This is a genomic window from Bradyrhizobium iriomotense (assembly GCF_030160715.1).
Taxonomy (GTDB): domain Bacteria; phylum Pseudomonadota; class Alphaproteobacteria; order Rhizobiales; family Xanthobacteraceae; genus Bradyrhizobium; species Bradyrhizobium iriomotense.
In genome coordinates, this window is the sequence record NZ_BSOW01000005.1 from 38382 (window position 1) to 64031 (window position 25650).

Genomic DNA, 25650 nt, shown 5'->3' on the forward strand with positions numbered 1-25650 from the left:
TCTGCCGATCCGGCGCGGTGCCGGCAGCGGCAAAGGTAGAACCCGTGGAAGGCGGAGCGAGTTCCAGCCTCCTGGACAAAGTGGCCTTGGATCAGGCCGCCGCCGGCGTCCTGATCTCGCGCGGCAGGATGATCGCGGCCGCGATCGCCAGCAGGCAGAGCGCGGCGAAGGCGTGCAACATGGTGACGAAGCCGCCTTGCTCGTAAAGCCAGGCGACCAGGCCGACCGAGGCGCCGGCCGCGGTGAAGCCGACGAAATAGCGCACCGCGTAGGCGCGCGAGCGCCATTCCTCGGTGGTGTATTTGCCGACCATGGCGTCGTTCACCGTGACCTGACCGAACGCGCCCATGACGATGCCGATCGAGACCACGATCAGCGGCAGGTTGGACAGGCTCGCCGCGAGGTACAGGAACGGCGCCAGCATGAAGGACAGCGGCAGCGCCACCGTCTTCAGCGAGTAATGGTCCAGCAGCCGGCCAATCGTGTACTGCGTCATCGCACCGAACACGTAGACGCAAGCCGCGATGACCCCTAACAGCGCAGGGCTCCTGGTGAGATCGGCGAGCCGCTCCGCGAACAGCTTCGGCAGCGCCACGGTGACGGCATTGAAGGTCGTCGAGATCGCGATCACCACGATCAGCAGCGCAAGAACCACGCGCCACATGTCCTGTTTGGCGACGCGCGCCTGCGCCGCCGCCTGCTTGCTGCCCTTGCGGTCCTCATGAATGACGGTCATGGCGAAGGCGATGCCGATCAGCATCGTGACGACGCCTGGAACGATGAAGGCGAAACGCCAGCCGAGATACTGCCCGATCACGCCGGTGACCAGTGCGGACGACGCAACGCCGAGATTGCCCCAGACGCCGTTCAGCCCCATCTCGCGGCCTAGCCTGTCGGCATAGGACACGATCATCGCGGTGCCGACGGGATGATAGATCGAGGCGAAGATGCCGATCGCGAGCAGCGCCGCGCCGAGCTGCGCCGGCGTCTGCACGAAGCCGACCGAGACCATCGAGGCGCCGATGCCGATGAAGAAGATCACCATCATGTGGCGGCGGCTCCAGCGATCGCCCAACCAGCCGGTGAGCAACGATCCCGCGCCGAAGGCGATGAAGCCCGGCGTCGCGTAAGGCAGCAGCTCGGAATAGGCCATGCCGAGCGCCGGCCCCATGATGATCACGGCAGCGGCGAAGATCAGCATCGCATAGTGATCGATGAAATGCGCGGCGTTGACGAAACCGATCACCCGGCCGGGGCTGTTCATACGGCGAATCCTCTCCTGCTCCGAAATGGGTTATATGTCGGAGCCATGACGGGATGCCGCCAATGACTGTCGTCGAAACGCCAATCAGGGAAGTCCGGGGCAACCATCGCTCGACCGCGGGCGTGCACCTCGTCGCGCGCGACTACCCCAAGGGCCTGCGCCTCGACCCGCATATGCACCGCGAGGCGCAGCTCGTCTATGCCGCGAAAGGCACGATGCAGGTGACGACGCCGAAGGGGCGCTGGCTGGTGCCGCCGGACCGCGCGGTCTGGGTCCCGGCCCGGCTCGAACATGCCATCGACGTGCTCGCCGATATCGAGATGCGCACGCTCTATTTCGACCTGCCCTGGCTGAAGCGCGAGCAGCGCAACAAGGGCCTCGCCAAGGAGTTCGTGGTGCGGGTGTCGCCGCTCCTGCACCAGGCGATCCTCGCTTTGTTCGACGGGCGCAACACGTCCGAGCGCACCGAGCTTCTGGTTCGGCTGGTGATGCTGGAACTGCACCAGGCCGAGGATTCCGCGACCTTCGTGCCGCTGCCGCGGGAGCCGCGCTGCCGGCGCGCCGCCCTGATCGTGCTCGACGATCCCACCGGGAACCACGAGATCGAGGCGCTCGCTCACGCGGTCGGAACCTCCGCGCGCACGCTGTCGCGGCTGTTCTCCTCCGAGACGCAGCTGAGCTTCAAGAGCTGGTGCCAGCGCGCCCGCGTCGCCGCCGCAATCGAAAGATTGTCGACGGATGCCGATGTCTCGGTCAAGCAGCTCGCTGCCCAGCTCGGCTATGCCAGCGTACCCGCCTTCTCCGCCGCCTTCCGCCAGGTCACGGGCCGGACGCCGACGGAGTTCGCGCGGAAGGGGTAAGCCCTAATTCTCAGTGTCATTGCCTGTGAAAGCGGGCAATCCAGTATTCCAGAGACGTCAGTGATTGAACCGATGGGCCGCGGCGTACTGGATGCCCCGCCGGCCGCCTACGCTTAAGCTCCGGCGAGCCAAGACCTCAAGCCTCGGCGAAGCCTTGGAGTAGCCGGGGCGCGGGGCATGACGGCGTGCTTGGGGTGCATAGCACCGCTTCACATGCAACGTTCCTGCGCTTGATTGTGATCGGCTTCGGCCTAAATCCCGTGTTAGCTTCCGCACCGCACAAACCGGATTCGAAAAGCCCCGATGGCCAACGCCTTTTTCTCCGACCTGCTCGCCACGATCTCCGAGCGCGGCCGCACGCTGCTTCGCCGCGGCGACGCCTCGGACACAAGACAGGACGCCGACGGCCTGATCGAGCTCTGCGATGCGCTGCTGTCCGGCCGGGGCGAGGCCTCGGGCACCGCGATGGCGCGCGATGTGCTCGATCACTACAGGGATCTCGATGCGGCGGGGCGCCGCGCCTTCTTCGCAGCGCTGGTGCGCGATTTCGGTCCGGACCGCGAGAAGCTTGCCCAGACGGTCGAGAAATGGCGCACCCAGCCGAGCGACGAGGACGCAAGCGACTTGCACTTCGCCTCGGAGCCGCGGCGACAGGAACTGATCCGTCGCCTCAACCGGGCGCCTGGCGGCACCGGCGATCTCGTCGCCATGCGCGCCGACCTGCTCGGCATGATGAACGGGCATACCGACCTCGCCGCGCTTGACCGCGACGTCGTGCATCTCTTGAGTTCGTGGTTCAACAGGGGGTTTCTCGTGCTGCGCAGGATCGACTGGTCGACACCGGCCAACATCCTCGAAAAGATCATCCGCTACGAGGCCGTGCACGAGATCAGCGACTGGGACGATCTGCGCCGCCGCATCGATCCGGTCGACCGCCGCTGCTACGCCTTCTTCCATCCGGCGCTGGTCGACGAGCCCCTGATCTTCGTCGAGGTCGCGCTGACCGAGACGATCCCGGGCGCGATCGCACCGCTGCTCGCGGTCGACCGCGAGCCGGTGCCGATCGAACGCGCACGCACCGCCGTGTTCTACTCGATCTCCAACACCCAGCGGGGCTTGGGGGGCATCTCCTTCGGCAGCTTCCTGATCAAGCAGGTGGTCGAGGAGCTGCGCCGCGAGCTGCCCAAGCTCGACACCTTCGTGACGCTGTCGCCGGTGCCGGGCTTCATGCCGTGGCTGAAGCAGGACAAGGACCTGCCGTTGTCCGATGAGGATCGCGAGGTGCTGAAGCATCTCGAGGAGCCGAAGTGGCTCGAGAATGCGGAGCTGACCGCGCAGTTGCGCGGCGTGATCGAGCCGCTCGCCGCCTATTATTTCCTGAAAGCGCGTACGCCGAAGGGCCGGCTGATCGATTCCGTCGCCCGCTTCCATCTCGGCAACGGCGCCCGGCTCGAGCGCGTCAACTGGCTGGGAGACCTCTCGCCCAAGGGCCTGCGCGAGTCGGCCGGCGTCATGGTCAACTATCTCTACCGCCTCGACGACATCGAGAAGAACCACGAGGCCTATGCCAATGACGGCACGGTCGTCGCGTCCAGCGCGGTGAAGAAGCTGTTGAAGAACGAGGGCCGGCGGCTGCTGGATATGCGGCTGTCGTAGCCCCATACTCGCTGTCATCGTCCGCGAAGGCGGACGATCCAGTATTCCAGAGACAGCGACGTTCCACTGAGGCGCCGCGGCGTACTGGATGCCCCGCCTTCGCGGGGCATGACGACTAAGGATTTGGCGACTCCGACGGCTACACCGCCAGCGCCTTCATCTCCTTGTAGAGATCCGACTTGCCCTCAAACCCGATGCCCGGCAGGTCTGGCATGGTGATGTGGCCGTTCTCGACACGCACGCCATCGGGGAAGCCGCCATAGGGCTGGAACAAATCCGGATAGCTCTCATTGCCGCCAAGACCGAGGCCGGCTGCGATGTTGAGCGACATCTGATGGCCGCCATGCGGGATGCAGCGGCTGGGTGACCAGCCATGGGTCTTCAGCACCTCCAGCGTGCGCTGATATTCGCAGAGGCCGTAGGACAGCGCACAGTCGAATTGCAGCCAGTCGCGATCGGGCCGCATGCCGCCATGACGGATCAGGTTGCGGGCATCCTGGTGGCTGAAGAGGTTTTCGCCGATCGCCATCGGTGCCGGATAAAATTCCGCAAGTGCGGCCTGCAGCGAATAGTCGAGGGGATCGCCCGCCTCCTCGTACCAGAACAGCGGATAGTCGCGCAGCATTTTCGCGTAGGCGATCGCGGTCTCCAGATCGAAGCGGCCGTTGGCGTCGACGGCGAGCTGCGCGTCCTTGCCGATCTCCTTCAGCACCGCTTCGATGCGCGTGCGGTCTTCCTCGATTCCCGCGCCGCCGATCTTCATCTTCACGACACTGTAGCCGCGATCGAGATAGCCGCGCATCTCGCCGCGCAGCATCGAGAGGTCCTTGCCGGGATAGTAGTAGCCGCCGGCGGCATAGACGAAGACGCGCGGATTGGCCTTGACGCCGTGACGCTCGGCGAGCAGGCGAAACAGCGGCTTGCCCGCGATCTTCGCCACCGCATCCCACACCGCCATGTCGATGGTGCCGACCGCAACCGAGCGCTCGCCGTGACCGCCCGGCTTCTCATTGGTCATCATCGCGGCCCAGACCTTGTCCGGGTCGAGATTGTCGCCGGCCTCGTTCAACAGCGACTTCGGCTCGGCCTCGAGGATACGCGAGGCAAAGCGCTCGCGGATCAGGCCGCCCTGCCCGTAGCGGCCGTTGGAGTTGAAGCCATAGCCGACGACACGCTTGCCGTCACGCACGGCGTCGGTGACGACGGCGACCAGGCTCGTCGTCATCTTGGTGAAATCGATGTAGGCGTTGCGGATCGGCGAGGAGATCGGTTTGGTGATCTCGCGGACGTCGACGATGCGGACGGACATGGGCTCAGCCTTCGTTGGTCGAAAGGGCTTCCGTCATTGCGAGCGAAGCGAAGCAATCCAGGCTGTCACCGCGGAACGATTCTGGATTGCTTCGTCGCCTTGCTCCTCGCAATGACGAGTGGAGAAAGTGCGTTCGACTACTTCTTATCCCTGAAATAAGGCTCCACCGGCCCGTGCACCTTGATCGTCAGCGGGTTGCCGTGGCGGTCCTTGGCATTGCCGGCGGTGACGCGGACCCAGCCCTCGCTAATGCAATATTCCTCGACATTGGTCTTCTCGATGCCCTTGAAGCGGATGCCGACGTCGCGCGCCAGGATGTCGGCGTTGTAATACGGGCTGTTCGGATCGACCGACAGGCGGTCCGGGAATTCGTCGCTCATGATTGTCTCGCTCACAACAATGTTTCGATTTGCTGACGCAATCCTTCAGGCCGCGCGGTCGGCGCGTGACGCGCGACCACCTTGCCGGTGCGGTCCACCAGGAATTTCGTGAAATTCCATTTGATGGAGGCACCCAGCAGGCCGGATTGCTGACGTTTAAGGTACTCATACAAAGGATGCGCATTGGCGCCGTTGACGTCGATCTTGGCGAACAGCGGGAAGGTGACGTCGTACTGCGTCGAGCAGAACTCCTGGATCTCGCTCGCCTTGCCCGGCTCCTGAGCGCCGAACTGGTTGCAGGGAAAGCCGAGCACGGCGAAGCCGCGCGGGGAAAAGTCGCGATAGAGATCCTCGAGTCCCCGATATTGCGGCGTGAAGCCGCATTTGCTCGCGGTGTTGACGATCAGCAGCACCTGTCCCTCGAAGCGCCGCAGCGGCACTTCCTCGCCGAGAAGCGAGTTGGCGGTGAATTCGTAGATGGCCGACATCGTTGTCCTCAAGCCACGGGATCGATGGGCGATGCCGGCACGCCGCCCGCTTCGATCGCCTCGCCGGCGAGCAGGCAGAGGTCCTCACGATAACGGCCGGAGACGACATGCACCCCGACGGGCGCCTTGCCGACGAGACCGGTGGAGACCGCAAGGCCCGGCAGCCCCATGAAGGGAATGGCGATCTGCGGCAATTGCGCGTCCCAGACCCGCTTGAAGGACGCCTCGTCCTTGCGATCGAGATGATCAGGGAATGGCAGTTCGCCGGAGACCGGCGTCAGCACCACCGCGTATTTTTCGAAGAACAGCATCCATTCGCGGGTCAGCGTTGCCCGGCGCATCAGTGCCTTGGCGTAGGCCGCCTGGTCGAACGGGGTGACCTTTGCGCGGTTGCCGCGCAGGCAGGCGAGCGCGCCGGGATCACCCTCGCGTTCGGCGGCTTCGAGCGCGGCCTCATAGCCGTCGCCGATCCAGAGTTTGGTCTGCCATTCGGCAGCTTCCCGCATCGGCGGGGTATTCTCGATCACCTCCACGGTCCACCCAGCGCGCTCCAGCCGCTTGCCGGCGTCGCTGACCGCGGCCTTCACTTCGGGCGCGGTCGCGAGCCCGTCCGGATTGAGGCACAGCGCCGCGCGCTTGGGCATCGCCGGTCCCTCCAGCGGAGCCGGCACCCACCAGGGGTCGCGCACGTCGCGGGCCGCCATCGCGGCGAGCGAAATCCTGATGTCATTGATGGTGCGCGCCAGCGGCCCGGAGACCGCGCTGATCTGCGGCCCGATCGGACGTTCCGGCAGGGCCGCGTTGAAGGCGGGAATCCGGCCCATGGTCGGCCGCAGGCCGTGCACGCCGCAGGCATAGGCGGGGTAACGGATCGAGCCCGCGATATCAGTGCCGTGGGCGATGTGGCCAATGCCCGCCGCCACGGCCGAACCTGCGCCGCCGGACGAGCCGCCCGGGGTCAGCGAGGCATCGCGCGGGTTCTTAGTGTCGCCATGGATCAGATTGGTGGTGAACCAGCGATAGGAAAACGCTGGACAATTGGTGCGGCCGAGGATGACGGCGCCCGCCTTGCGTAGGTTGGCAACGACCGGATTGTCGGCCTTCGCGATGACTTCGCGCTGGATCTTCAGACCATTGGTGGTGGCAAAGCCCTCCTGGTCGACATTGACCTTCACCGTGACGGGAACGCCCGCCAGGAGACCCGGATCCTCGCCCCGCGCGATCGCGCCATCCACCGCTGCCGCCTGCTTGAGCACGTCCTCCGGCCGGTGGTCGATCACCGCATTCAGCCTGGGATTGACGGCATCGAGCCGGGCAAGACCCGCCTTCGCGGCTTCGGTGGCCGAAACCTTCCTGGACCGAATGAGGGTGGCGAGGTCGGCGGCCGAGAGGCGCCAGAGATCTTGCATGGGATGCTCCGTGTGACCGGGTCTTTTAGCGCCGGTCAGGCGGCAAAGCCATGCGCATTACGCAGGGGCGGAATCCGGATCGTCAGTGCCGGGTGGCGGATTGATCCGGCATGTCCAGAAGCGCCTCGGTAAAGGGAAATTCCAGCACGATCTCACCATCGACGTCGGTGACCTCGATGACGGCCTCGAGCAGCGCCGGCTGGGTGCCTTCGGATTTCAGCACTTCCAAAATCATCTGGCGCGCCACTTCCCAGGCACGACCGGGATTGCGCAGATCCTCGCCGTCAGGATCCACGATCAATTCGTCGCCGATGCGGGTGTTGAAGAAATATCTGGGCATGCCTGATCCAATGGGTCGCCTGTAGCCGATTGAAAGCCGTTGTGCACTCACAACTGCTTTATCCCGACAGGGATCAAGACCCATCCTCCTCCTTTGCATGGGGTTGTTTTGCTGTTTTTGCGTCATCTCCGCGGCGCGATCGGGCCTTTCCATGTTTGCAGCGCAGCATTGCAGCTGTCTACTACCTAGGTCCCGGAAGATTTAACTGGCGAACTTTTCCGCTCGCAGTAGTTTAACGGGGGCGGACACGTCCGATTTCTCAGAAAAGGAGAGCCACAATGGCCTGGAAAGCGCCGAAGATCGTCGAAGTGCCGTGCGGTATGGAAATCAACATGTATGTGAGCGCCACCCGCAAGTAAGGGCGGCAAGTTCACGCTGAGCGCAGGTGGATCCTTCGGGTGCGCGACGTTTCCCCGATGAGGGAAGTTGTGTCGGCCTGAGATCCACCGCGACACGTGTCTCCAGGAGACGGATTCATGCTTCGCGTCGTCGTCCTGGGCGCCGCCGCCGGCGGCGGGGTCCCGCAGTGGAACTGCGGGTGCACAGGCTGCCGGGCAGCGCGCGCTGACTCCCAGCATTTGCAGAGAACCCAGGCTTCGGTCGCCTTCAGCGCCGACGGCGACAACTGGTTCCTGATCAACGCCTCTCCAGACCTCCGACAGCAATTCAACGCCACGCCGCAGCTTCACCCGAAGCCGGGCGCGCTGCGCCACACGCCGATCGCAGGCGTGATCCTGACCAATGGCGAGGTGGATGCGGTCGCCGGACTCCTGTCGATGCGCGAGGGCTCGCCGTTCACGATCTACGCGCATGACAAGGTGCTGGCGATCCTGAAGGCCAACAGCATCTTCAACGTGCTGAACGAGAAGAACGTCAAGCGCCAGCCGATCGGGACTGGCGAGCCGTTCGAGCCGCGCCTGCCCGACGGCGCACGCTCCGGCATCGAGGTGGTTGCGTTCGAGGTGCCCGGCAAATCGGCCTGGTACCTGGAAGGCAAGGCGCATCCCGGCGGGAGCGATGGCGCCGGCGATACGCTTGGGCTGAAGATCACGGACAAGTCGACCGGCAAGAATTTCTACTTCCTCGCCGCCTGCGCCGAGGTCACCGACGCGCTGAAAGCGGAGATTGCCGGCGCATCGCTGGTTTTCTTCGACGGCACGGTGTGGCGCGACGACGAGATGATCCAGGCCGGGCTCGGCCAAAAGACCGGCAAGAGCATGGGACATGTCGCGATGTCGGGCGAGGACGGCGCGATCGCGCGGCTTGCCGGCCTCGATATCGACAGGAAGGTATTTCTGCATATCAATAACTCGAACCCGGCGCTGCTGCCCTCCTCGCCCGAGCGCAAGGCGGCCGAAGACGCGGGCTGGCAGATACCCGCCGATGGAACGGAGATCGTGCTGTGAATGCCATGACGCTTCCAGGAATGACCGCACTCTCGATCGGCAAGGACATCAGGCTCAACTCGGCCGAGGAGCTCGAGGCGACGTTGCGCCACATCGGCGCGACGCGCTATCACAGCCTGCATCCGTTCCATAAGCTCCTGCACGGCGGCAAGCTGAACAAGGGCCAGGTGCAGGCCTGGGCGCTCAACCGCTACTACTACCAGAGCACGATCCCGCTCAAGGACGCGGTGGTGATCTCACGCTTCCGCGACCGCGCCACGCGCGTCGAATGGCGGCACCGCATCGAGGACCATGATGGCGATATCGGCAGCGAGGGCGGCATCGAGCGCTGGCTCAAGCTCACCGAAGGCCTCGGGCTGGACACGGCCTATGTGGAATCGACCGAAGGCATTCTCCCCGCGACGCGCTTTGCGGTCGAGGCCTATGTGCATTTCTGCCGCGAGAAGAGCCCACTGGAGGCGATCGCCTCCTCCCTGACGGAGCTGTTCGCACCGAGCATTCACGAAGAGCGCATCAGCGGCATGATGGAGCACTATGATTTCGTCAATCCTGATATCATGAGCTACTTCAAGCGCCGCCTGACCCAGGCGCCGCGCGACGCCAATTTCGCGCTCGACTATGTGAGGAAGCACGCCAGGACTCCGGAGGAACGCGCGGCCGTCTGCAACGCGCTGATCTTCAAGGCCAACGTGCTGTGGGTGCAGCTCGATGCGCTCTATCATGCCTATGTCGATGGGCACATTCCGCCGGGCGCCTTCGTGCCCAAAGCGAGCTGAGAGGAAACAAGCGATGGCCGGGCCGCGTCACATCAGCGTCAGCGAGGCGAGCCGGCCCGTGCTGCCGCGGCATGCCAAGCTGAAATACGACGAGACGCGCAGGGTCTGGGTGATCCTGGCGCCGGAGCGGGTGCTGGCGCCCGACGAGATCGCCGTCGAGGTCCTGCAGCTCTGCGACGGCATCCGCCACGTCGGCGATGTGGCTGACCAGCTCGCCGCGAAGTATGCTGCGCCGCGCGATGCGATCCTGACTGACGTGATCGCCATGTTGCAGGACCTTGCGGACAAGGGCTTCTTGACCGAAGCCCGGGAGAAGACGTCATGAGCGACGTGCTCGGCAATCCGGCCATCCCCCCTGATGCGAGCGACAGCCTCGCTGTGCTCGAAAAGCAGCGCTCGACGGCGGAGACGTTTGGCATTCCACTCGCCGTCCTGCTGGAAGTCACGCATCGCTGCCCGCTGCAATGCCCCTATTGCTCCAACCCGGTCGAGCTCGATCGCGCCGGCAAGGAGCTCACGACCGAGGAGTGGAAGAAGGTCTTGACCGAGCTCGCCGAGATCGGCGTGCTCCAGGTCCATTTCTCCGGCGGCGAGCCGACTGCGCGGAAAGACCTCGTCGAGCTCATCAAGCATGCGAGCGACGCGGGCCTTTATACCAATTTGATCACCTCGGCCGTGCTGCTGACGCGCGACAGGCTGAGCGAGCTCGCGGATGCCGGCCTCTGCCACGTGCAGGTCAGTTTTCAGGGCACCGAAGACATCGCCGCCGATCGCGTCGCCGGCTACAGGGGCGCGCATCACAAGAAGATCGAAGTCGCCAAGTGGACGCGCGAGCTCGATCTCCCGCTCACGGTGAACGCGGTGATGCACCGCCAGAACCTGCACCAGCTTGCCGACATCATCCAGATGGCGATCGATCTCGACGCCGACCGGCTCGAGGTCGCCAACGTCCAGTATTATGGCTGGGCGCTGAAGAACCGCGCCGCGCTCATGCCGACGGTCGCGCAGCTCGACGAGACCACACGCATCGTCGAGGAGGCGCGCGAGCGCCTCAAGGGCACGCTCGCGATCGACTACGTCGTGCCGGATTATTATGCGTTGCGGCCGAAAAAGTGCATGGGCGGGTGGGGCCGGCAATTCTTCAACATCTCGCCCGCCGGCAAGGTGCTGCCCTGCCATGCGGCCGAGAGCATCACCGGGCTCGACTTCGAGTCCGTACGCTCCAATCATTCCATCGCCTGGATCTGGCAGAACTCGGACGCCTTCAACCGCTATCGCGGCACCGGCTGGATGAAGGAGCCGTGCAAGACCTGCGAATTCCGCGAGATCGATTTCGGCGGCTGCCGCTGCCAGGCCTTTGCACTGACGGGCGATGCGGCCAATACCGATCCGGCCTGCGCGCTGTCGCCGCTGCACGAGACCATCTTCAAGCAGGCCGAGCGCGAAGCCGAAGGCGAGACCAACCGCTTCCTCTACCGCAACTTTGCCGGTGGCACTTTAGAGCCCGACCCTGGGGAGTCCGGCAAGCATGGCGCCTGACGCCGACGCGGCCAAATTAGCCAAGGAATCGGTCAAGCGAGCCGATCACTTCGCGCCGCTGACCTCCGAAATGCTTGCCGTCTCCGACGGCCATGAGATCTATGTCGAAAGCGTCGGCCGCGCCGACGGCATCCCAGCCGTCTATCTGCATGGCGGTCCCGGCAGCGGCTGCCAGCCCGACCATCGCCGGCTTTTCGATCCCGAACGCTTTCATGCCGTGCTGTTCGACCAGCGCGGCGCCGGCCGCAGCCGGCCGAAGGGCTCGCGCGAGCACAACACCACGCAGCATCTCATCGCTGACATGGAGTTGATCCGCCAAAAGTTCGGTTTCGAACGCTGGATGGTGATCGGCGGCTCCTGGGGCGCGACGCTGGCGCTGGCCTACGCGGAAGCGCATCCCGAGCGGGTTTCGGGAATCGTGCTGCGCGCAACCTTTCTCGGCACACGAGCGGAGGTCGAGACCGGCTTCACGTCGCGGCTACCGCAATTCTATCCCGCGCTCAACGAGGACTTTTTGAGCCTGCTGTCGACCGAGGAACGAGAGCGGCCGATCGAGGCCTATTGGCGCCGCATTCTCGATCCCGATCCTGACATGCATGGCCCCGCCGCGCGTGCCTGGCACGACACCGAGCGCACCCTGTCCGAACACAAGCCGGCGCGCACGCGGCTCGATCTCGCCACGCTCAACGTGTGGCGCACGCTGCCCGCGACGCCGTTCATGGAAGCGCACTACTTCATCAACGACTGCTTCATGGCGCCGGATCAGCTCCTGCGAAATGCCGGCAAGCTCGCCGACATTCACGGCATCATCATCCAGGGCCGCTATGATCTGTTGTGCCCGCCTGAGACATCTTGGACGCTCGCGAAAGTTTGGCCGGGTTCCGAGATCCGCATCGTGGAAGAGGCCGGGCATTCGCTCTATGATCCCGGCGTCAGGGACGCCGTGATGAAGGCGATCGCGGACCTCGGCTCGAAAGCCGCGCGATAAAGGGACAAGAAGAATGCCGCTCGCCGGGAAGGGCATGCTGCTGACGTCGATGAATATCGACGCGGAACATGAGGCCGATTTCAACCGCTGGTATGATCGCGAGCATCTTGCGGAGCGCGTTGCGATCGACGGTTTTCTGGAAGCGCGGCGCTATGTCGCGCACGCTGCCAGCCCCAGATATCTCTGCCTGTATTCGACTGCGACGCTCGACGTGCTCGACAGTCCCGCTTATCGGGCGCGGCTTGCAACCCCGACCAACTGGTCGCGCCAGACCATGGCGCGCTTTGAAAACATGATCCGCGTAGTGGCGCGCATCACCGTCAGCAACGGCACCGGACGCGGCGTCGCGCTCGGCGTGGTGCGACTGCGCCCGACGCAAGACAATGCCGGACGGTTGCGTGATGCATTGCGGGAAAAGCTCACGCCGGAAAAATACGACGGCATCATCTCCATGCATCTGCTGGAGAGCGATGCAGAGCTTTCCGGCCCGACGGCGGAGATTCCATCGGTGCGAAGTCCGGGCGCCAACGACTGGTTCGTGCTGATCGACGGCACGCGTGTCAGCGCGGTCTCTGCCGTGATTGCCGAACGCTTCACCGGCCCTGCAGCATCATCGTCCTCGCTTCCCGTCTCCGTCGGCACCTACTGCCTGATGTGGGATCTTGCGAAGAGCGACATCGCACCCGGCTGACATCATCACACGCATCACGAGATGCTGCACCGCCGCATAGAATGCGCGGCTGTTAATGCTATGTGCGCGCAGCTCCTATGAAAGCTGGACAACGCGCAAATTTGGCTTTGTGCGCGCCTCGGAATGGCTCTAATAAGGTAAGCCTATGATCCAATTTGAAAACCAGATGAACGCGACATAGCGTTCGCCAAGCTCAAGAAGGCCGCCGGGTCTTTGGGCCTGCGCGGACAGGGTAGGAATGAAACCGACCGATATCGCGGCCCCCGACTACTTTCACAAGGTAGTCGATTGCCAGTGGGCCTGTCCTGCGCACACTCCGGTTCCCGAATACATCCGTCTGATCGCACAAGGCCGCTACAGCGACGCCTATATGATCAATTGGAAATCGAACGTGTTTCCCGGAATTCTGGGACGCACCTGCGATCGTCCATGCGAACCGGCGTGCCGCCGCGGACGCGTCGAGGAAACTCCGGTGGCGATCTGCCGCCTGAAGCGCGTCGCAGCCGATTTCAAGGATGACATCAAGCAGCGCCTGCCGCGTCCCTCGCCGAAGAACGGAAAGCGCATCGCGCTGGTCGGCGGCGGCCCCGCGTCGCTGACCGTGGCGCGCGATCTCGCGCCACTCGGCTATCACTGCACCGTGTTCGATGCCGATCCCGAAGCCGGCGGCATGATGCGATCACAGATCCCGAAATTCCGGCTGCCCAACTCGGTGATCGACGAGGAGACCGGCTACATCCTCGATCTCGGCGTCGAATTCAAAGGCGGTCACCGCATCGAGAGCATGACGGCGCTGCTCGCCGACAAGTACGACGCCATCTTCGTCGGCTCGGGCGCACCGCGCGGCCGCGAGCTCGACATTCCCGGCCGCAAAGAGGCAGCCGCGAATATCCACATCGGCATCGACTGGCTGTCTTCCGTCTCGTTCGGTCATACCAACAAGATAGGCCGACGCGTCATCGTGCTCGGCGGCGGTAACACCGCGATGGATTGCTGCCGCACCGCGCGCCGCCTTGGCGGCGAGGACGTCAAGGTGATCGTGCGTTCCGGCTTCGAGGAGATGAAGGCGAGCCCCTGGGAAAAGGAAGACGCCATTCACGAGGATATCCCGATCCTCAACTACATGGTGCCGGTGGCGTTCAAGCATGTGGCCGGCAAGCTCATCGGCGTCACTTTCCAAAAGGTGAAGGCGGAATATGACGCCAAGGGCCGTCGCAGCCTGGTGCCCTCGGGCGAACCCGACCAGACCATCCCCTGCGACGACGTGCTGGTCGCGGTCGGCCAGGAGAACGCGTTTCCCTGGATCGAGCGCGACTGCGGCATCGAGTTCGACAAATGGAACATGCCGAAGGTCGATCCCAAGACCTTCGTCTCGACCAACCCAAAGGTCTTCTTCGGTGGCGACGCAGCCTTCGGACCGAAGAACATCATCTGGGCTGTCGCGCACGGCCACGACGCCGCGCTGTCGATCCACAGGTTACTCTCGGGCGAGGACATCAATGAGCGCCCGCTGCCGGAGGTGCACGTCACCTCGCAGAAGATGGGCATCCACGAATGGAGCTATGACAACGACATCTCGCCTGAGAAGCGCTTCAAGGTGCCGCACCGCGACAAGGTTGTGGCCCTGAAGGACATCCGTGCCGAGGTCGAGCTCGGCTACGACGTCAAGCTCGCGCTCGGCGAAGCGCATCGCTGCCTGAACTGCGACGTGCAGACCGTATTCTCGACCTCGCTGTGCATCGAGTGCGATGCCTGTGTCGACATCTGTCCGATGGATTGCATCACCTTCACGGAGAACGGCGAGGAGGTCGATCTGCGCCAGCGCCTGAAGGCGCCCTCGCCGCATCCCGACCAGGCCCTCTACGTCTCAGGCGATCTCAAGACTGGGCGCGTGATGGTGAAGGACGAGGACGTTTGCCTGCATTGCGGGCTCTGCGCCGAGCGCTGCCCCACCGGCGCCTGGGACATGCAGAAATACCTCATCGATATGACTCACGCAGGATCATCATGTCCGACAAAAAGCCGATCAGCAGCGTAAACGACTTCGTCGTCCGCTTCGCCAACGTCAACGGCTCGGGCTCGGCTTCGGCCAACGAGCTGTTTGCCCGCGCGATCCTGCGCCACGGCGTGCCGGTCTCCCCCCGCAACATCTTCCCCTCCAACATCCAGGGCCTGCCGACCTGGTATGAGGTGCGGGTGACGGAATCCGGCCATCTCGGCGCCCGCGGCGGCGTCGACATGATGGTGGCGATGAACCCGCAGACCTGGGACAAGGACGTCGCCGGCATCGAGCCCGGCGGCTACCTGTTCTACGATTCCACCAAGCCGATGCCGTCGACGAAATTCCGCGACGACATCACCGTGATCGGCGTTCCCCTGACCGCGATCGCCAACTCCACCTACACCGATCCGCGCCAGCGCCAGCTGTTCAAGAACATCATCTATCTCGGCGCGCTCGCGGCGCTGCTCGACATGGATCCCAAGCTGATCGAGCAGCTGATCGGCGAGCAGTACAAGGGCAAGGAGAAGCTGCTCTCCTCCAACATCCACGCGCTGCATCTCGGTCGCGACTGGGCATTGCAGAATCTGAAATGTCCGACCGGGCTGCGGGTCAAGAAGTCCGACAAGGTCGGCGACCGCATCTTCATCGAGGGCAACAGTGCCGCGGCGCTCGGCGCGGTTTATGGCGGCGCGACGGTGTGCGCCTGGTATCCGATCACGCCGTCCTCGTCCGTTGCGGAAGCCTTCACCAGCCACTGCAAGAAGTACCGGCACGATGCTGCGACCGGCAAGGCGAAATACGCGATCGTGCAGGGCGAGGACGAGCTTGCCTCCATCGGCATCGTGATCGGCGCCTCCTGGAACGGCGCGCGAGCTTTCACCGCGACCTCGGGGCCCGGCATCTCGCTGATGACGGAGTTCATCGGCCTCTCATATTTCGCCGAGATTCCGGCAGTGATCATGAACATCCAGCGCGCCGGCCCCTCGACGGGCATGCCGACCCGCACGCAGCAATGCGACATCATCGCCTGCGCCTATGCCTCGCATGGCGATACCAAGCATGTGCTGCTGTTCCCGGAAGATCCTGCCGAGGCGTTCGAGTTCGCGGCGGCCGCGTTCGATCTCGCCGAGCGGCTTCAGACCACGATCTTCCTGATGCTCGATCTCGATATCGGCATGAACCATCGCCTTTGCCGTCCGCTGAAATGGGACGACGCGCGGCAGTATGACCGCGGCAAGGTAATGACCGCGGAGATGCTGGAAGAGGGTCGCGACTTCGGCCGCTATCTCGACGTCGACGGTGACGGCATCCCCTACCGCACCTATCCCGGCGCGCATCCGACCAAGGGCTCCTATTTCACCCGCGGCACCTCGCGCGACCGCTATGCGCGCTACTCCGAGGAAGGCACGGTCTATGCCGACAACATGCAGCGCCTGGTGCGCAAGTTCGAGACCGCGCAGGATCTCGTGCCGCGGCCGCTCCAGGCCAATGCGGAACGGCCGACCAAATATGGCGTGATCTATTTCGGCTCCACGGCACCGGCGATGGACGAGGCGATCGGCCTTTTGGAGGCGCGCGGGCATCAGCTCGACCGGTTGCGCATCCGCGCCTTCCCGTTCCATTCGAGCGTGGCGAGCTTCCTCGCCGAGCACGATTTCGTCTACGTCGTCGAGCAGAACCGCGACAGCCAGCTCCGTCAGCTCATCGTCAACGAGAACGGCATCGATCCGGTGCGCCTCGTACCGATCGTGCATTACGACGGCTCGCCGATCACCGCCCGCTTCATTGCAAAAGCCATTGGCGACCACCAGGATCACCTCAAGGTGACCCCGCTCCGCAAGGCCGTGTCATGACCTATATTGCAAAGCCGAAATTTCATCACCCAGGCCTGAAGAAGAACGAGCTCGGCTACACGCATCGCGACTACGAAGGCAAGATCTCGACGCTGTGCGCCGGCTGCGGCCACGACTCGATCACCGCCTCGATCATCGAGGCCTGCTATGAGCTGTCAATCGAGCCACACCGGGTGGCGAAGATCTCCGGCATCGGCTGCTCGTCGAAGACGCCGGACTATTTCCTCGGCAATTCGCACGGCTTCAATTCCGTGCACGGCCGCATGCCGTCGGTCTTGACCGGCGCCAACCTCGCCAATCGCGACCTGATCTATCTCGGCGTCTCCGGCGACGGCGATTCCGCCTCGATCGGCTTCGGCCAGTTCGCGCATTCGATCCGCCGCGCGGTCAACATGACTTACATCGTCGAGAACAACGGCGTCTACGGCCTGACCAAGGGCCAGTTCTCGGCGACCGCCGACCGCGGCTCGAAGTCCAAGAAGGGCGTCACCAACACCGACAACGCCATCGACCTCGTCGCGATCGCGCTGCAACTCGGGGCCACCTTCGTCGCGCGCAGCTTCTCCGGCGACAAGGCCCAGCTCGTGCCGCTGATCGCAGCAGCGATCCGCCACAAGGGCGCGTCCTTCATCGATGTGATCAGCCCCTGCATCGCCTTCAACAACCACGCCGGCTCGACCAAGAGCTTTGACTATGTCCGAGAACACAATGACGCCGTGAACCGGCTCGACGTGCTGGTCGGCCGCGACCCGATCAGCGTCGACTACGCGCCCGGCTCCGTGCAGGTCGTCGAGCAGCATGACGGCAGCAAGATCGCGCTGCGCAAGATCGATGCCGACTACGATCCGCATGACCGGCTCGGCGCGATGACCTTCCTCCAGAAGCACGCCGCCAAGGGGCAGATCGTCACGGGGTTGCTCTATGTCGATCCGGACGCGGAGGATTTGCACGAGCATCTCGACACGGTCGAGACGCCGCTGAACAGGCTGGAGGCCGACGATCTCTGCCCGGGCTCGGCCGTACTGGACAAGATCAACGCCAGCCTGCGCTAGAGCACGATCCGGAAAAGTGTGCAGCGGTTTTCCGAAAAGATCGTGCTCAAACAAGGAGCTAAAGCGCGATGACGATTCAACCAAAATTCATCGCGCTTTAAGGACCATCCGGCAAAGTGTGCCGCGGTTTTAGCCGACAGATCGGACGAAATCCTATCTGATCCGAACGCTGACCTTGCTCGAGACAATGGGCGGATCGAACGGATAGTGCTTCGCATCGCCCAGCACCAGCTGAAGCGTGTGGGTGCCTGGTGGCAGCTCGAGAAAGGTCTCGGTCTGCCCCGCTCCAAAATGAAGATGCGACTTGTCCTGCGGAATCGGCTCCTTGGGGTCGATTGGGTCGTTGACGTCGATCAGCAGATGATGATGGCCGCTATTCTGATAGTCGTCGCCGGCATGCGTCACGCCCATGTTGCGCAAGCCGAACCGGACCCAGAATCCGCCCCTGATCTTTTGACCATCATGCGGCGTGATGAAATAAAGCCTTGCGTCCTTCGGTGCCGGCTTGCCTTGCGAATAGGCTGCGCTGGAGGACAATACAAGCAGCGCCGAAAGCGCGAGGCAGCAGACGATTTTCATCGCATCTCCTTCCGCGCTCACGGACCAAGCGCTATGCGCAAGCCGTGGGTCGGATAGCGAACATTGGTATCGTAGCTGTCGCGGTTCGCCGGTCGTACATATCGCGCGTCGTTCTTCCAGGACCCCGAGCGCAGAACATGCGATGTGCAGTCTGCGCCGATCCAGGCCGAGCCGTCGGCCGGGGCGCCCTGGTAGTTCTTGTGCCAGCAATCCGCGACCCACTGATCGACGCCGCCTCCCATGTCGTAGAGCCCAAAGGGATTGGGCTTGAAGCTACCGACCTTGACCGGCTGATCGGCCGAGACGTCTCCGCAATCCTTGCAAGCCGCCATGCCCGGTTGCAGCTTGTCGCCCCACCAGTATTTTGTCTGGGTCCCACCGCGGGCGGCATACTCCCATTCGGCTTCGCTCGGAAGCCGGTACGGCTTCTTTGTCGCCTGCGCGAGCCAGACCGCATATTGCTGCGCGTCCGTCCAGCTCACATTCGTGACGGGGGCGTCGTCCTTTCCGATCGCGGTAAATCCGCAAGCCTTCGCCGCCGCACATTCGTTCCACTCACGAACGGTCACGGGATATTTCCCGATTGCAAACGGTTTGATCGCCACCTGGTGAACCGGCCTTTCCGTCGGGTCATCGATGCTGCCCATCGCGAGACTGCCGGCGCGGATCGCGACCATTTCCGGCTCCCGGATCGACGCCGTGGACGGCAGCGGGACCAGTGAAGGCAAAGCCGCGGGCGACGGCACTGCTGTGGGCGACGGAGAGGCCGCAGGGGCGACCTGCGGCGCCGGCGCTGTCGAACCGGGTTCGGCCGGCGTCGGAGATGCCGTCGGCGCCACGGCCGGGGGAGCGGCGGCGTGTTGCCCCACCTGGCTGCCTGGCTGTGCAAGCATGTACCAAAGCACGTAGCCAGCGATCACCAACAAAGCGAGGCTCAGAAAAAATATCAGGATGTTCTCGCGCCGGCCTCTGGTCCTGCTGACGGCGTCAGCGTCCGGCAGTACGCGATAGACGCGCACGGGATCGGTGATGTTCTTGACCTTGCGGTCCCCGAGCGACTCGTAGCCGCACACCACCTTGTGCTTGATCTGCTCGTAGATCGCGCCTGAGATGAAGACCTGACCAGGCTCGGCAATCCCTTCGATGCGCGTCGCAATATTGACGCCGTCACCGTAGATGTCGTCCGACTCGACGATGACGTCGCCGAGATTGACGCCAATGCGGTATTCGATCCGCGAATCCTTCGGAAGGGAGGCGTTACGGCCGACGAGGTTCTGCTGGATGACGATGCTGCATCGAACGGCCTCAACGGGACTATCGAAAATGGCAATGAAGCCATCGCCCGTCGTCTTCACCAGACTTCCATGATGCTCGACGATGCTGGGCTGGATGAGATCGCGCTCGATCCGCTTGACGCGGACATGCGTGCCTTCCTCGTCGGCCTGCATCAAGCGGCTATAGGACGCGATGTCACCGACGATGATAGCGGCGAGGCGACGAGGCACCGCCCCATGCGGCGGCCGCTCACCCTGATTCCCCGATTTGAAGTTGCGAATTTCTCCCATTGCTGGGCTCCACAAACTTGCAAATGGTGGCTTGCACGTTCGACGCGAAAAAGCGCTGCGTGCATGTATAGGCTATCACATCGCGTGCGAGGGACAAGCAAAGCGCGACCGGGTCGGATCTTCTCGCGAAGTATCGGTGATCGGGTTCCAGCCGAAATGCCGCCAGGCATCTTGAACTTTCCCGGCGTCGCGAGCGACTAAAGCTCGCAACGGAACTGCGTCGCGCCAAGCGAGAGCTCGCCTACTCGATGGCCTCGTCGGCGCTCGCAAGCAGTGCCGGCGGCACCTCGATCCCCAACAGCTTCGCCGTCTTCAAATTGATGACAAGCTCGAATTTTGTCGGCGCCTGCACCGGAAGATCGGCCGGCTTCGTTCCGCGGAGAATCCTGTCCGCATAGGAAGCGACCTCGCGGAACAACTCCGGGAAATCCAGCCCGTACGACATCAGCGCGCCGCTTGTCGGAAAGCTGCGGAACGGATGGATGCTGGGAATGCGCAGCTCATTGGTCAAGCTGACGATCAGGTCCTGATGCAGGATCGGCAGGGAGTCGGGGAGCGTCATCAGCCCGGCCCTGGGCAAACCACCGGCGCCGCGAATGGCGCGCTCGATCTCGCCGGCATCGCCGACATAGATCGTCTGCACGTTAACGCCGGTTTCGCGTCCGTCGCTCTCGATCTGGCGCGCGAACGGCGCGCTGGTGTTGTTGTCAGGATTGGCAATCAGGACGATGCGCTCGATCGTCGTGTCGACGGCCTTCAACAGATCGACCCATTTTCCCCCGACCGCGAGTTCGAAATTCGTGAAGCCGGTGAGGCTTCCTCCGGGATGTGACAAGGATGCCACCACGCCGAGCTCGACAGGATCGGCCACCAACAGGAATACGACGGGTATGGCGCCCGAGTACTTGCGCATGGCCTCGAGCGTGGGACTTCCCTGTGCGATCAGCAGGTCCGGCTGCCGTTGCACCAACGAAGCCGAAGCCTCCGACAGGGAGGATGACATTGGTTTGGCCAGCCGCAGGTCGAACTCCAGATTGTCGCCCTCGCGCCAGCCGAGCTCGCGCAGCCGGTCCAGGAGCGCGGCGCGGAGCGGCAGCAATTGCTGCTCGCTAAACGAGGAGACCATGCCGACGAGCCTCCTGCGCGGCACCGGCTGGGCGTTCGCCGCAAGCCATGGCGCGGCCGCAAGGAGCGCGATTGCGCGGATGAAGGCACGCCGGATCATGCGCGGCCCGGATTGGCAAAAGCCGAATGCATCACGCGCGTGTACCAGCATTCTGCCATCCATGGGATAGGCAAATGCAGGCGGGCCAGCCCCGGGCAGGTGAACGCAGCCCGCCCGAGGTGCGACTAACCGCCAAATACCCCCTCCGGCCGCCCAGCCGGACACCTCATCGCTTCGAAGCGTTCGGGACCAGACATGAGACTTCCCCTCCTCGTCGCCCTCACCCTCGCCGCTCTCGGCGGCACCGGCCATGCCCAAGAGGCCACCAAGGCCCAGTCCGATGCTTTCGACGCGCGAATGTTTGCCGGCGCGCCTGGCCACAAGGCCTATGCCTGCTTCGTCCGCCGCTACGATGCCGACCATCTGGCTCGCCATCCGAAGCAGAAGGTTGCCTCCATGAAGTTGCTGGTCTCGGCCGAGTACGAGAAGGAGGACAAGGAGCTGCACTACGCCTTCCGCCTCGGCTTCCGATACCGGCACCGCTCGGGCGAATTCGACACCTCCGGCTCCTGCGGCCACGCGCTGTTTCAGGACAATGGCGACGAGGTCCGCTTCGGCTGCGGCGTCGATTGCGACGGCGGCGGCATCGGGATCGCGCTGTCCAAGGACGACAAATCGGCGATCGTCCGGCTCGAGCGCGTCAAGGTCTGGCAGAACAACAAGCTTGACGACGACGCCGAGGAATCGCTGGTCGCCGGCGCCGACGACAAGATTTTCCGACTCGATCGCGCCGACACGAGCGAGTGCGCCTCGCTCGTGACCGACCGCAAGGAACTCGCTGCGCTTCGCCACAAGTGATGGGTTCGGACGAACTAAAGCGCGATGAGATTGGGATGAATCGTCATTGCGCTTTAGATTGTTGTTTGAGCATGATCTTTGAGGAAAACCGCTTCGCACTTTTCCGGATCATGCTCTAGGGAGAGCCGTCATGAACCGACGTAATATTTTGTGGAGCGCAGCATCGGCTTTGGGCGCTGCCTTCGCCGCGGCGCGCGCCAAGGCCACGACCGAACCGACACCAGCGGACAGACTGAAGGTCGTCTACCATTTGAGCGATGCCGAGAAGGTCAATTTCGTGCTCGGCAACATCCAGAACCACATCGACGGCGTCGGTGGTCCCGAGCACGTGACGATCGCGCTCGTCATCCATGGGCCGGCGCTCAAGGCGTTTCACCGGACGCGGGCCAATCCCGACGTCAGCAAGCGCGTCGGCGATTTCTCCAAGGACGGCGTGGAGCTCGCCGCCTGCGGCAACACCATGAAGGCGCAGAACATCACGCTGAAGGATCTCTTGCCCGGCTTCGTCAGCGCAGAAAAAGGCGGCGTAGTCCGCCTCGCGGAGCTGCAATCGCAGGGATATCTGTATCTGAGGCCTTAAGGCCGATGCGGGCGGCCTCCCCTTCTCCCCTTGTGAGAGAAGGGTATGCGCATCCGCAAAAGTGGCTTAGGCCGCCGCGGGGATCGGCCGCGGGCTGACCACGTATTCCCGCAAGACCTTGTCGTTGGCATCGACCTCGATCAACGACACGTCGTAGGTCCAGAGATCGGCCAGATGCTGAAGCACGCGCTTGGCGTCGGTCTCGTTGAGCTGCGAGCCCTTGATGACGTGATGGTGCAGGATCAGCCGGCGGTCGCCGGCGAGGTCGACGTCGACCACTTCGATATTGGCATCGATGAAGCCGACATCGTGCTGCCGTGCGAGCTCGCGGCGGACGCGGCGAAAACCGCGCTCGTCGTGGATGGCGTCGACCCGGATGCCGGCGCGCTCCTCCGGATCGTCGTGGAGATGGAACATGCGCAGGTGCCGCATCAGCTTGGGGCTGAGGAACTGCCCGATGAAGCTCTCATCGCGGTAGTTCGCCCAGACATCGCGCAACACACCCATCGGATCGCCCTTGCCGGCGATGTCCGGGAACCACTCACGGTCCTCGGCCTCGGGATTCGTGGCGATCCGCTCGATATCCTGCATCATCGCAAAACCGAGCGCATAAGGATTGAAGCCGGAGAAGCGCGGATCGTCGAACTCGGGCTGGAACACCACGTTGGTGTGCGACTGGAGGAATTCGAGGAAGTTGCCGTCGGTAATGCGGCCCTGCTTATGCAGGGTCGACATGATGCGGTAGTGGACGTAGGTCGCCGTCCCCTCGTTCATCACCTTGGTCTGACTCTGCGGGTAGAAATACTGCGCGATGTGGCGGACGATGCGCAGCAATTCACGCTGCCAGGGAGCCAGCCGCGGCGCGCTCTTTTCCAGGAAGTAGAGCAGGTTTTCCTGCGGCAGGCCGAGCAGCTTGCGACGCCGCTCGATGCTCAGCACCGATCGGCTCTTGGTCGCACCCTTGGGCACAGTGCGCCAGAGATCGTTGAAGACTTCTTCCTCGTGCTGGCGGCGGCGCCCTGCCCGCTTCTCCTCGACGCGCAAATCGAGCTTCTTCTTGCCGGGATAGCGGTCAATGCCGTGCGACATCAGCGCATGCGCGGCATCCAGCGTGCGTTCTACCTCGACCCGGCCGTAGCGCTCCTCGCATTGCGAGACGTAGTTCTTGGCGAAATCGAGATAGTCCAGAATGCCGTCGGCGTCGGTCCACTGCTTGAACAAATAGTTGTTCTTGAAGAAGTGATTGTGGCCGAAGGCAGCATGCGCGATCACCAGCGTCTGCATCGTCGCCGTGTTCTCCTCCATCAAATAGGAGATGCAGGGCGAGGAGTTGATGACGATCTCGTAGGCGAGGCCCATCAGGCCTTTACGGTAGGAGGCCTCGTGGAAGGCGAAGTGCTTACCGAACGACCAGTGCTTGTAGAACAGCGGCATGCCGACGGAGGAATACGCGTCCAGCATCTGCTCGGCGGTGATTACCTCGATCTGGTTCGGATAGACGTCGAGGCCGAGCTCTTTCTTCGCGACACCCTCGCAGGCATCGTGGATACGCTGCAAGGTGTGGAAGTCCCAGTCCGCGCCTTCGAACAATCGCCCGGTCTTGTCCGTCATGGAGCGGCTTTCTCCTGTTTTTCGCGGCGCTGGAACAGGTCGTGGAACACCGGGAAGATTTCGCTGCGCTCGCTGACCTTGCGCATCGACAGCGGCGCGCCGCTGTTGCGCAGGCGATCATAAAGCGTCCACAGCGAGGAATCGGAGAGATCGAAGGCGCTGCCGCCGGACTCACCGACCTCGAGATAGGCGAAGAACTGGCAGACCGGCAGGATCTTCTCGGTCAGAAGCATGCCGGCGAGCTCGCCGTCGGAATAGGAGTTGTCGCCGTCGGAGGCTTGCGCCGCGTAGATGTTCCAGTCCGCCGGATTGAAGCGCTCGCGCACGATCTCGTGCATCGCCTGGAGCGCGCTCGACACCAGCGTGCCGCCGGAGGCCGGACTATAGAAGAAGGTCTGCTCGTCCACCTCCTCCGCGCGGTCGGTGTGGCGGATGAAGACGATCTCGACGTGCTTGTAGCGGCGCTTCAGGAAGACGTAGAGCAGCATGTAGAAGCGCTTGGCGAGGTCCTTCATGTGCTCGGACATCGAGCCGGAGACGTCCATCAGGCAGAACATCACGGCCTGCGCCACCGGCTTGGGCACCGTCTCGAAGCGGCGATAGCGAATGTCGATCGGATCGATGAAGGGAATGCGCTTGGATTTCGCCTTCAGCTTCTCGAGCTCGGCGACGAGCGCAGCGCGCTCGTCTTCGTCGGTGCATTCGGCGATCCTGGCTTCCAGCTCGTCCATCTCGTCCTTGCGCGGACGGCGCAGCGCGATGCGGCGGGCGAGCGCGAGCCTGACGGTTCGGCTGACGGAGATGTTCGCGGGCGAGCCGGACGTGGTGTAGCCGGCGCGCTGGATGCCCTCGCTCTCGGTCTGCGCGATCTTGCGCTTGGCGAGATCGGGAAGCTCGAGATCGTCGAGGAAGAGATCGACGAACTCGTCGCGGGAGAGGACAAAGCGGAAGGCGTCCTCGCTGTCGCCTTCGCCGGGACCGGAGTCCTTGGCGCTGCCCTGCCCCGAGCGCTGTAGATAGTCGCCCTCGATGAACTTCTTGTTCCCGGGCAACACCATGTCGCGCGTGCCGCCTTCGCGGCGGAAGCGCGGCTCGTGCATCCCGTCGAGGGGGATCGTAACCTCACCACCCTCCAGGACGTCCTTGATATCGCGTTCCTGCGAGGTCTTCTTGACGGCGCCCTGCACCAGGGATTTGGCCCGACGCAAGAACCGCTGGCGGTTCTCAAGACTCTTACCGCCCGGATTCAGGCGCCTGTCAACAATATGGGCCACTTTCT

Annotated in this window: 25 protein-coding genes; 14 read left to right on the forward strand and 11 right to left on the reverse strand. The window is 63.6% G+C overall.

What is annotated here, in order from left to right; all coding sequences use genetic code 11:
* Positions 1–91 precede the first annotated feature (91 nt).
* Positions 92–1264, reverse strand: a complete 1173-nt coding sequence (locus QQL28_RS08775) for an MFS transporter (protein ID WP_284263716.1) — start codon at positions 1262–1264, stop codon at positions 92–94.
* A 62-nt stretch (positions 1265–1326) separates the two neighbouring features.
* Here QQL28_RS08775 and QQL28_RS08780 point away from each other — a divergent pair, with 62 nt between their 5' ends.
* Both QQL28_RS08780 and QQL28_RS08785 read left to right on the forward strand, forming a co-directional pair.
* A complete protein-coding gene (locus QQL28_RS08780) occupies positions 1327–2124 on the forward strand; it encodes an AraC family transcriptional regulator (protein ID WP_284263718.1) in 798 nt (265 codons plus the stop codon).
* A 303-nt stretch (positions 2125–2427) separates the two neighbouring features.
* Complete coding sequence (locus tag QQL28_RS08785; RefSeq protein WP_284263721.1) at positions 2428–3780, forward strand: malonyl-CoA decarboxylase; 1353 nt, start codon at positions 2428–2430, stop codon at positions 3778–3780.
* A gap of 139 nt (positions 3781–3919) precedes the next feature.
* On the opposite strand, the gene tarD is transcribed toward QQL28_RS08785, so the two are convergent.
* The 5 genes from tarD to QQL28_RS08810 all read right to left on the reverse strand — a co-directional run bounded on the left by tarD (position 3920) and on the right by QQL28_RS08810 (position 7706).
* Positions 3920–5089 (reverse strand): D(-)-tartrate dehydratase, encoded by a 1170-nt coding sequence (tarD, locus tag QQL28_RS08790; RefSeq protein ID WP_284263723.1) that lies wholly within the window; start codon positions 5087–5089, stop codon positions 3920–3922.
* A 137-nt stretch (positions 5090–5226) separates the two neighbouring features.
* Positions 5227–5469 (reverse strand): DUF3297 family protein, encoded by a 243-nt coding sequence (locus QQL28_RS08795; RefSeq protein WP_029674077.1) that lies wholly within the window; start codon positions 5467–5469, stop codon positions 5227–5229.
* Positions 5470–5480: 11 nt separating this feature from the next.
* A complete protein-coding gene (locus QQL28_RS08800; protein WP_284263743.1) occupies positions 5481–5957 on the reverse strand; it encodes a glutathione peroxidase in 477 nt (158 codons plus the stop codon).
* An 8-nt stretch (positions 5958–5965) separates the two neighbouring features.
* Entirely contained in the window at positions 5966–7366 is a 1401-nt protein-coding gene (locus tag QQL28_RS08805) for an amidase family protein (RefSeq protein WP_284263745.1), read from the reverse strand.
* A gap of 82 nt (positions 7367–7448) precedes the next feature.
* Positions 7449–7706 carry a DUF6894 family protein gene (locus tag QQL28_RS08810; RefSeq protein WP_284264280.1) on the reverse strand — a complete coding sequence of 86 codons (258 nt, stop codon included), beginning with the start codon at positions 7704–7706 and terminating at the stop codon, positions 7449–7451.
* Between the two features lie 278 nt (positions 7707–7984).
* On the opposite strand from QQL28_RS08810, the gene pqqA reads away from it, so the two are divergent.
* The 10 genes from pqqA (at position 7985) to QQL28_RS08860 (ending at position 18013) form a co-directional block, all read left to right on the forward strand.
* Complete coding sequence (gene pqqA / locus QQL28_RS08815) at positions 7985–8065, forward strand: pyrroloquinoline quinone precursor peptide PqqA (protein WP_007595659.1); 81 nt, start codon at positions 7985–7987, stop codon at positions 8063–8065.
* Between the two features lie 117 nt (positions 8066–8182).
* The gene (gene pqqB, locus QQL28_RS08820) at positions 8183–9112 is read left to right on the forward strand and encodes a pyrroloquinoline quinone biosynthesis protein PqqB (protein WP_284263747.1); all 930 of its coding nucleotides are present in this window, start codon (positions 8183–8185) and stop codon (positions 9110–9112) included.
* A 5-nt stretch (positions 9113–9117) separates the two neighbouring features.
* A complete protein-coding gene (gene pqqC / locus QQL28_RS08825) occupies positions 9118–9888 on the forward strand; it encodes a pyrroloquinoline-quinone synthase PqqC (RefSeq protein ID WP_431309583.1) in 771 nt (256 codons plus the stop codon).
* Positions 9889–9901: 13 nt separating this feature from the next.
* Positions 9902–10213 carry a pyrroloquinoline quinone biosynthesis peptide chaperone PqqD gene (gene pqqD / locus QQL28_RS08830; protein ID WP_284263751.1) on the forward strand — a complete coding sequence of 104 codons (312 nt, stop codon included), beginning with the start codon at positions 9902–9904 and terminating at the stop codon, positions 10211–10213.
* Entirely contained in the window at positions 10210–11427 is a 1218-nt protein-coding gene (gene pqqE / locus QQL28_RS08835; RefSeq protein ID WP_284263754.1) for a pyrroloquinoline quinone biosynthesis protein PqqE, read from the forward strand. The genes pqqD and pqqE overlap by 4 nt, the downstream gene beginning before the upstream one ends.
* On the forward strand, positions 11417–12415 hold the full coding sequence (pip, locus tag QQL28_RS08840) for a prolyl aminopeptidase (RefSeq protein WP_284263756.1): 999 nt from the start codon (positions 11417–11419) through the stop codon (positions 12413–12415). Before pqqE ends, pip begins: the two co-directional genes overlap by 11 nt.
* Positions 12416–12428: 13 nt before the next feature.
* Positions 12429–13106: a DUF4286 family protein gene (locus QQL28_RS08845; RefSeq protein ID WP_284263758.1), complete on the forward strand. Its 678-nt coding sequence runs from the start codon at positions 12429–12431 to the stop codon at positions 13104–13106.
* Positions 13107–13344: 238 nt separating this feature from the next.
* A complete protein-coding gene (locus QQL28_RS08850) occupies positions 13345–15144 on the forward strand; it encodes an FAD-dependent oxidoreductase (protein WP_284263760.1) in 1800 nt (599 codons plus the stop codon).
* Entirely contained in the window at positions 15114–16961 is a 1848-nt protein-coding gene (locus QQL28_RS08855; protein WP_284263764.1) for a 2-oxoacid:acceptor oxidoreductase subunit alpha, read from the forward strand. The genes QQL28_RS08850 and QQL28_RS08855 overlap by 31 nt, the downstream gene beginning before the upstream one ends.
* On the forward strand, positions 16958–18013 hold the full coding sequence (locus tag QQL28_RS08860) for a 2-oxoacid:ferredoxin oxidoreductase subunit beta (RefSeq protein ID WP_284263766.1): 1056 nt from the start codon (positions 16958–16960) through the stop codon (positions 18011–18013). The genes QQL28_RS08855 and QQL28_RS08860 overlap by 4 nt, the downstream gene beginning before the upstream one ends.
* 153 nt (positions 18014–18166) lie before the next feature.
* On the opposite strand, the gene QQL28_RS08865 is transcribed toward QQL28_RS08860, so the two are convergent.
* The 3 genes from QQL28_RS08865 to QQL28_RS08875 all read right to left on the reverse strand — a co-directional run bounded on the left by QQL28_RS08865 (position 18167) and on the right by QQL28_RS08875 (position 21433).
* On the reverse strand, positions 18167–18592 hold the full coding sequence (locus tag QQL28_RS08865) for a DUF4399 domain-containing protein (protein ID WP_284263769.1): 426 nt from the start codon (positions 18590–18592) through the stop codon (positions 18167–18169).
* A 17-nt stretch (positions 18593–18609) separates the two neighbouring features.
* A complete protein-coding gene (locus QQL28_RS08870; protein ID WP_284263771.1) occupies positions 18610–20157 on the reverse strand; it encodes an SUMF1/EgtB/PvdO family nonheme iron enzyme in 1548 nt (515 codons plus the stop codon).
* 241 nt (positions 20158–20398) lie between these two features.
* Positions 20399–21433 (reverse strand): ABC transporter substrate-binding protein, encoded by a 1035-nt coding sequence (locus tag QQL28_RS08875; RefSeq protein ID WP_284263773.1) that lies wholly within the window; start codon positions 21431–21433, stop codon positions 20399–20401.
* A gap of 144 nt (positions 21434–21577) precedes the next feature.
* Between QQL28_RS08875 and QQL28_RS08880 the strand changes: the two genes are divergently transcribed.
* Both QQL28_RS08880 and QQL28_RS08885 read left to right on the forward strand, forming a co-directional pair.
* Positions 21578–22180, forward strand: a complete 603-nt coding sequence (locus tag QQL28_RS08880; protein WP_284263775.1) for a hypothetical protein — start codon at positions 21578–21580, stop codon at positions 22178–22180.
* A 130-nt stretch (positions 22181–22310) separates the two neighbouring features.
* The gene (locus QQL28_RS08885; RefSeq protein ID WP_284263777.1) at positions 22311–22760 is read left to right on the forward strand and encodes a DsrE family protein; all 450 of its coding nucleotides are present in this window, start codon (positions 22311–22313) and stop codon (positions 22758–22760) included.
* Between the two features lie 66 nt (positions 22761–22826).
* On the opposite strand, the gene QQL28_RS08890 is transcribed toward QQL28_RS08885, so the two are convergent.
* Both QQL28_RS08890 and QQL28_RS08895 read right to left on the reverse strand, forming a co-directional pair.
* Positions 22827–24371: a SpoVR family protein gene (locus QQL28_RS08890; RefSeq protein WP_284263779.1), complete on the reverse strand. Its 1545-nt coding sequence runs from the start codon at positions 24369–24371 to the stop codon at positions 22827–22829.
* Positions 24368–25645: a YeaH/YhbH family protein gene (locus QQL28_RS08895; protein WP_284263781.1), complete on the reverse strand. Its 1278-nt coding sequence runs from the start codon at positions 25643–25645 to the stop codon at positions 24368–24370. Before QQL28_RS08895 ends, QQL28_RS08890 begins: the two co-directional genes overlap by 4 nt.
* Positions 25646–25650 lie beyond the last annotated feature (5 nt).

Bases quoted from the DNA above. Each gene is read 5' to 3' on its own strand.
- QQL28_RS08880 (WP_284263775.1), top strand. From the start codon at position 21,578: ATGAGACTTCCCCTCCTCGTCGCCCTCACCCTCGCCGCTCTCGGCGGC.
- QQL28_RS08870 (WP_284263771.1), bottom strand. From the start codon at position 20,157: ATGGGAGAAATTCGCAACTTCAAATCGGGGAATCAGGGTGAGCGGCCG.
- pqqE (WP_284263754.1), top strand. From the start codon at position 10,210: ATGAGCGACGTGCTCGGCAATCCGGCCATCCCCCCTGATGCGAGCGAC.
- QQL28_RS08890 (WP_284263779.1), bottom strand. From the start codon at position 24,371: ATGACGGACAAGACCGGGCGATTGTTCGAAGGCGCGGACTGGGACTTC.
- QQL28_RS08850 (WP_284263760.1), top strand. From the start codon at position 13,345: ATGAAACCGACCGATATCGCGGCCCCCGACTACTTTCACAAGGTAGTC.
- QQL28_RS08810 (WP_284264280.1), bottom strand. From the start codon at position 7,706: ATGCCCAGATATTTCTTCAACACCCGCATCGGCGACGAATTGATCGTG.
- QQL28_RS08885 (WP_284263777.1), top strand. From the start codon at position 22,311: ATGAACCGACGTAATATTTTGTGGAGCGCAGCATCGGCTTTGGGCGCT.
- QQL28_RS08785 (WP_284263721.1), top strand. From the start codon at position 2,428: ATGGCCAACGCCTTTTTCTCCGACCTGCTCGCCACGATCTCCGAGCGC.
- tarD (WP_284263723.1), bottom strand. From the start codon at position 5,089: ATGTCCGTCCGCATCGTCGACGTCCGCGAGATCACCAAACCGATCTCC.
- QQL28_RS08805 (WP_284263745.1), bottom strand. From the start codon at position 7,366: ATGCAAGATCTCTGGCGCCTCTCGGCCGCCGACCTCGCCACCCTCATT.
- QQL28_RS08800 (WP_284263743.1), bottom strand. From the start codon at position 5,957: ATGTCGGCCATCTACGAATTCACCGCCAACTCGCTTCTCGGCGAGGAA.
- pqqB (WP_284263747.1), top strand. From the start codon at position 8,183: ATGCTTCGCGTCGTCGTCCTGGGCGCCGCCGCCGGCGGCGGGGTCCCG.
- QQL28_RS08860 (WP_284263766.1), top strand. From the start codon at position 16,958: ATGACCTATATTGCAAAGCCGAAATTTCATCACCCAGGCCTGAAGAAG.
- QQL28_RS08795 (WP_029674077.1), bottom strand. From the start codon at position 5,469: ATGAGCGACGAATTCCCGGACCGCCTGTCGGTCGATCCGAACAGCCCG.
- pqqC (WP_431309583.1), top strand. From the start codon at position 9,118: ATGACGCTTCCAGGAATGACCGCACTCTCGATCGGCAAGGACATCAGG.
- QQL28_RS08775 (WP_284263716.1), bottom strand. From the start codon at position 1,264: ATGAACAGCCCCGGCCGGGTGATCGGTTTCGTCAACGCCGCGCATTTC.
- pip (WP_284263756.1), top strand. From the start codon at position 11,417: ATGGCGCCTGACGCCGACGCGGCCAAATTAGCCAAGGAATCGGTCAAG.
- pqqA (WP_007595659.1), top strand. From the start codon at position 7,985: ATGGCCTGGAAAGCGCCGAAGATCGTCGAAGTGCCGTGCGGTATGGAA.
- pqqD (WP_284263751.1), top strand. From the start codon at position 9,902: ATGGCCGGGCCGCGTCACATCAGCGTCAGCGAGGCGAGCCGGCCCGTG.
- QQL28_RS08780 (WP_284263718.1), top strand. From the start codon at position 1,327: ATGACTGTCGTCGAAACGCCAATCAGGGAAGTCCGGGGCAACCATCGC.
- QQL28_RS08855 (WP_284263764.1), top strand. From the start codon at position 15,114: ATGTCCGACAAAAAGCCGATCAGCAGCGTAAACGACTTCGTCGTCCGC.
- QQL28_RS08875 (WP_284263773.1), bottom strand. From the start codon at position 21,433: ATGCTGGTACACGCGCGTGATGCATTCGGCTTTTGCCAATCCGGGCCG.
- QQL28_RS08845 (WP_284263758.1), top strand. From the start codon at position 12,429: ATGCCGCTCGCCGGGAAGGGCATGCTGCTGACGTCGATGAATATCGAC.
- QQL28_RS08865 (WP_284263769.1), bottom strand. From the start codon at position 18,592: ATGAAAATCGTCTGCTGCCTCGCGCTTTCGGCGCTGCTTGTATTGTCC.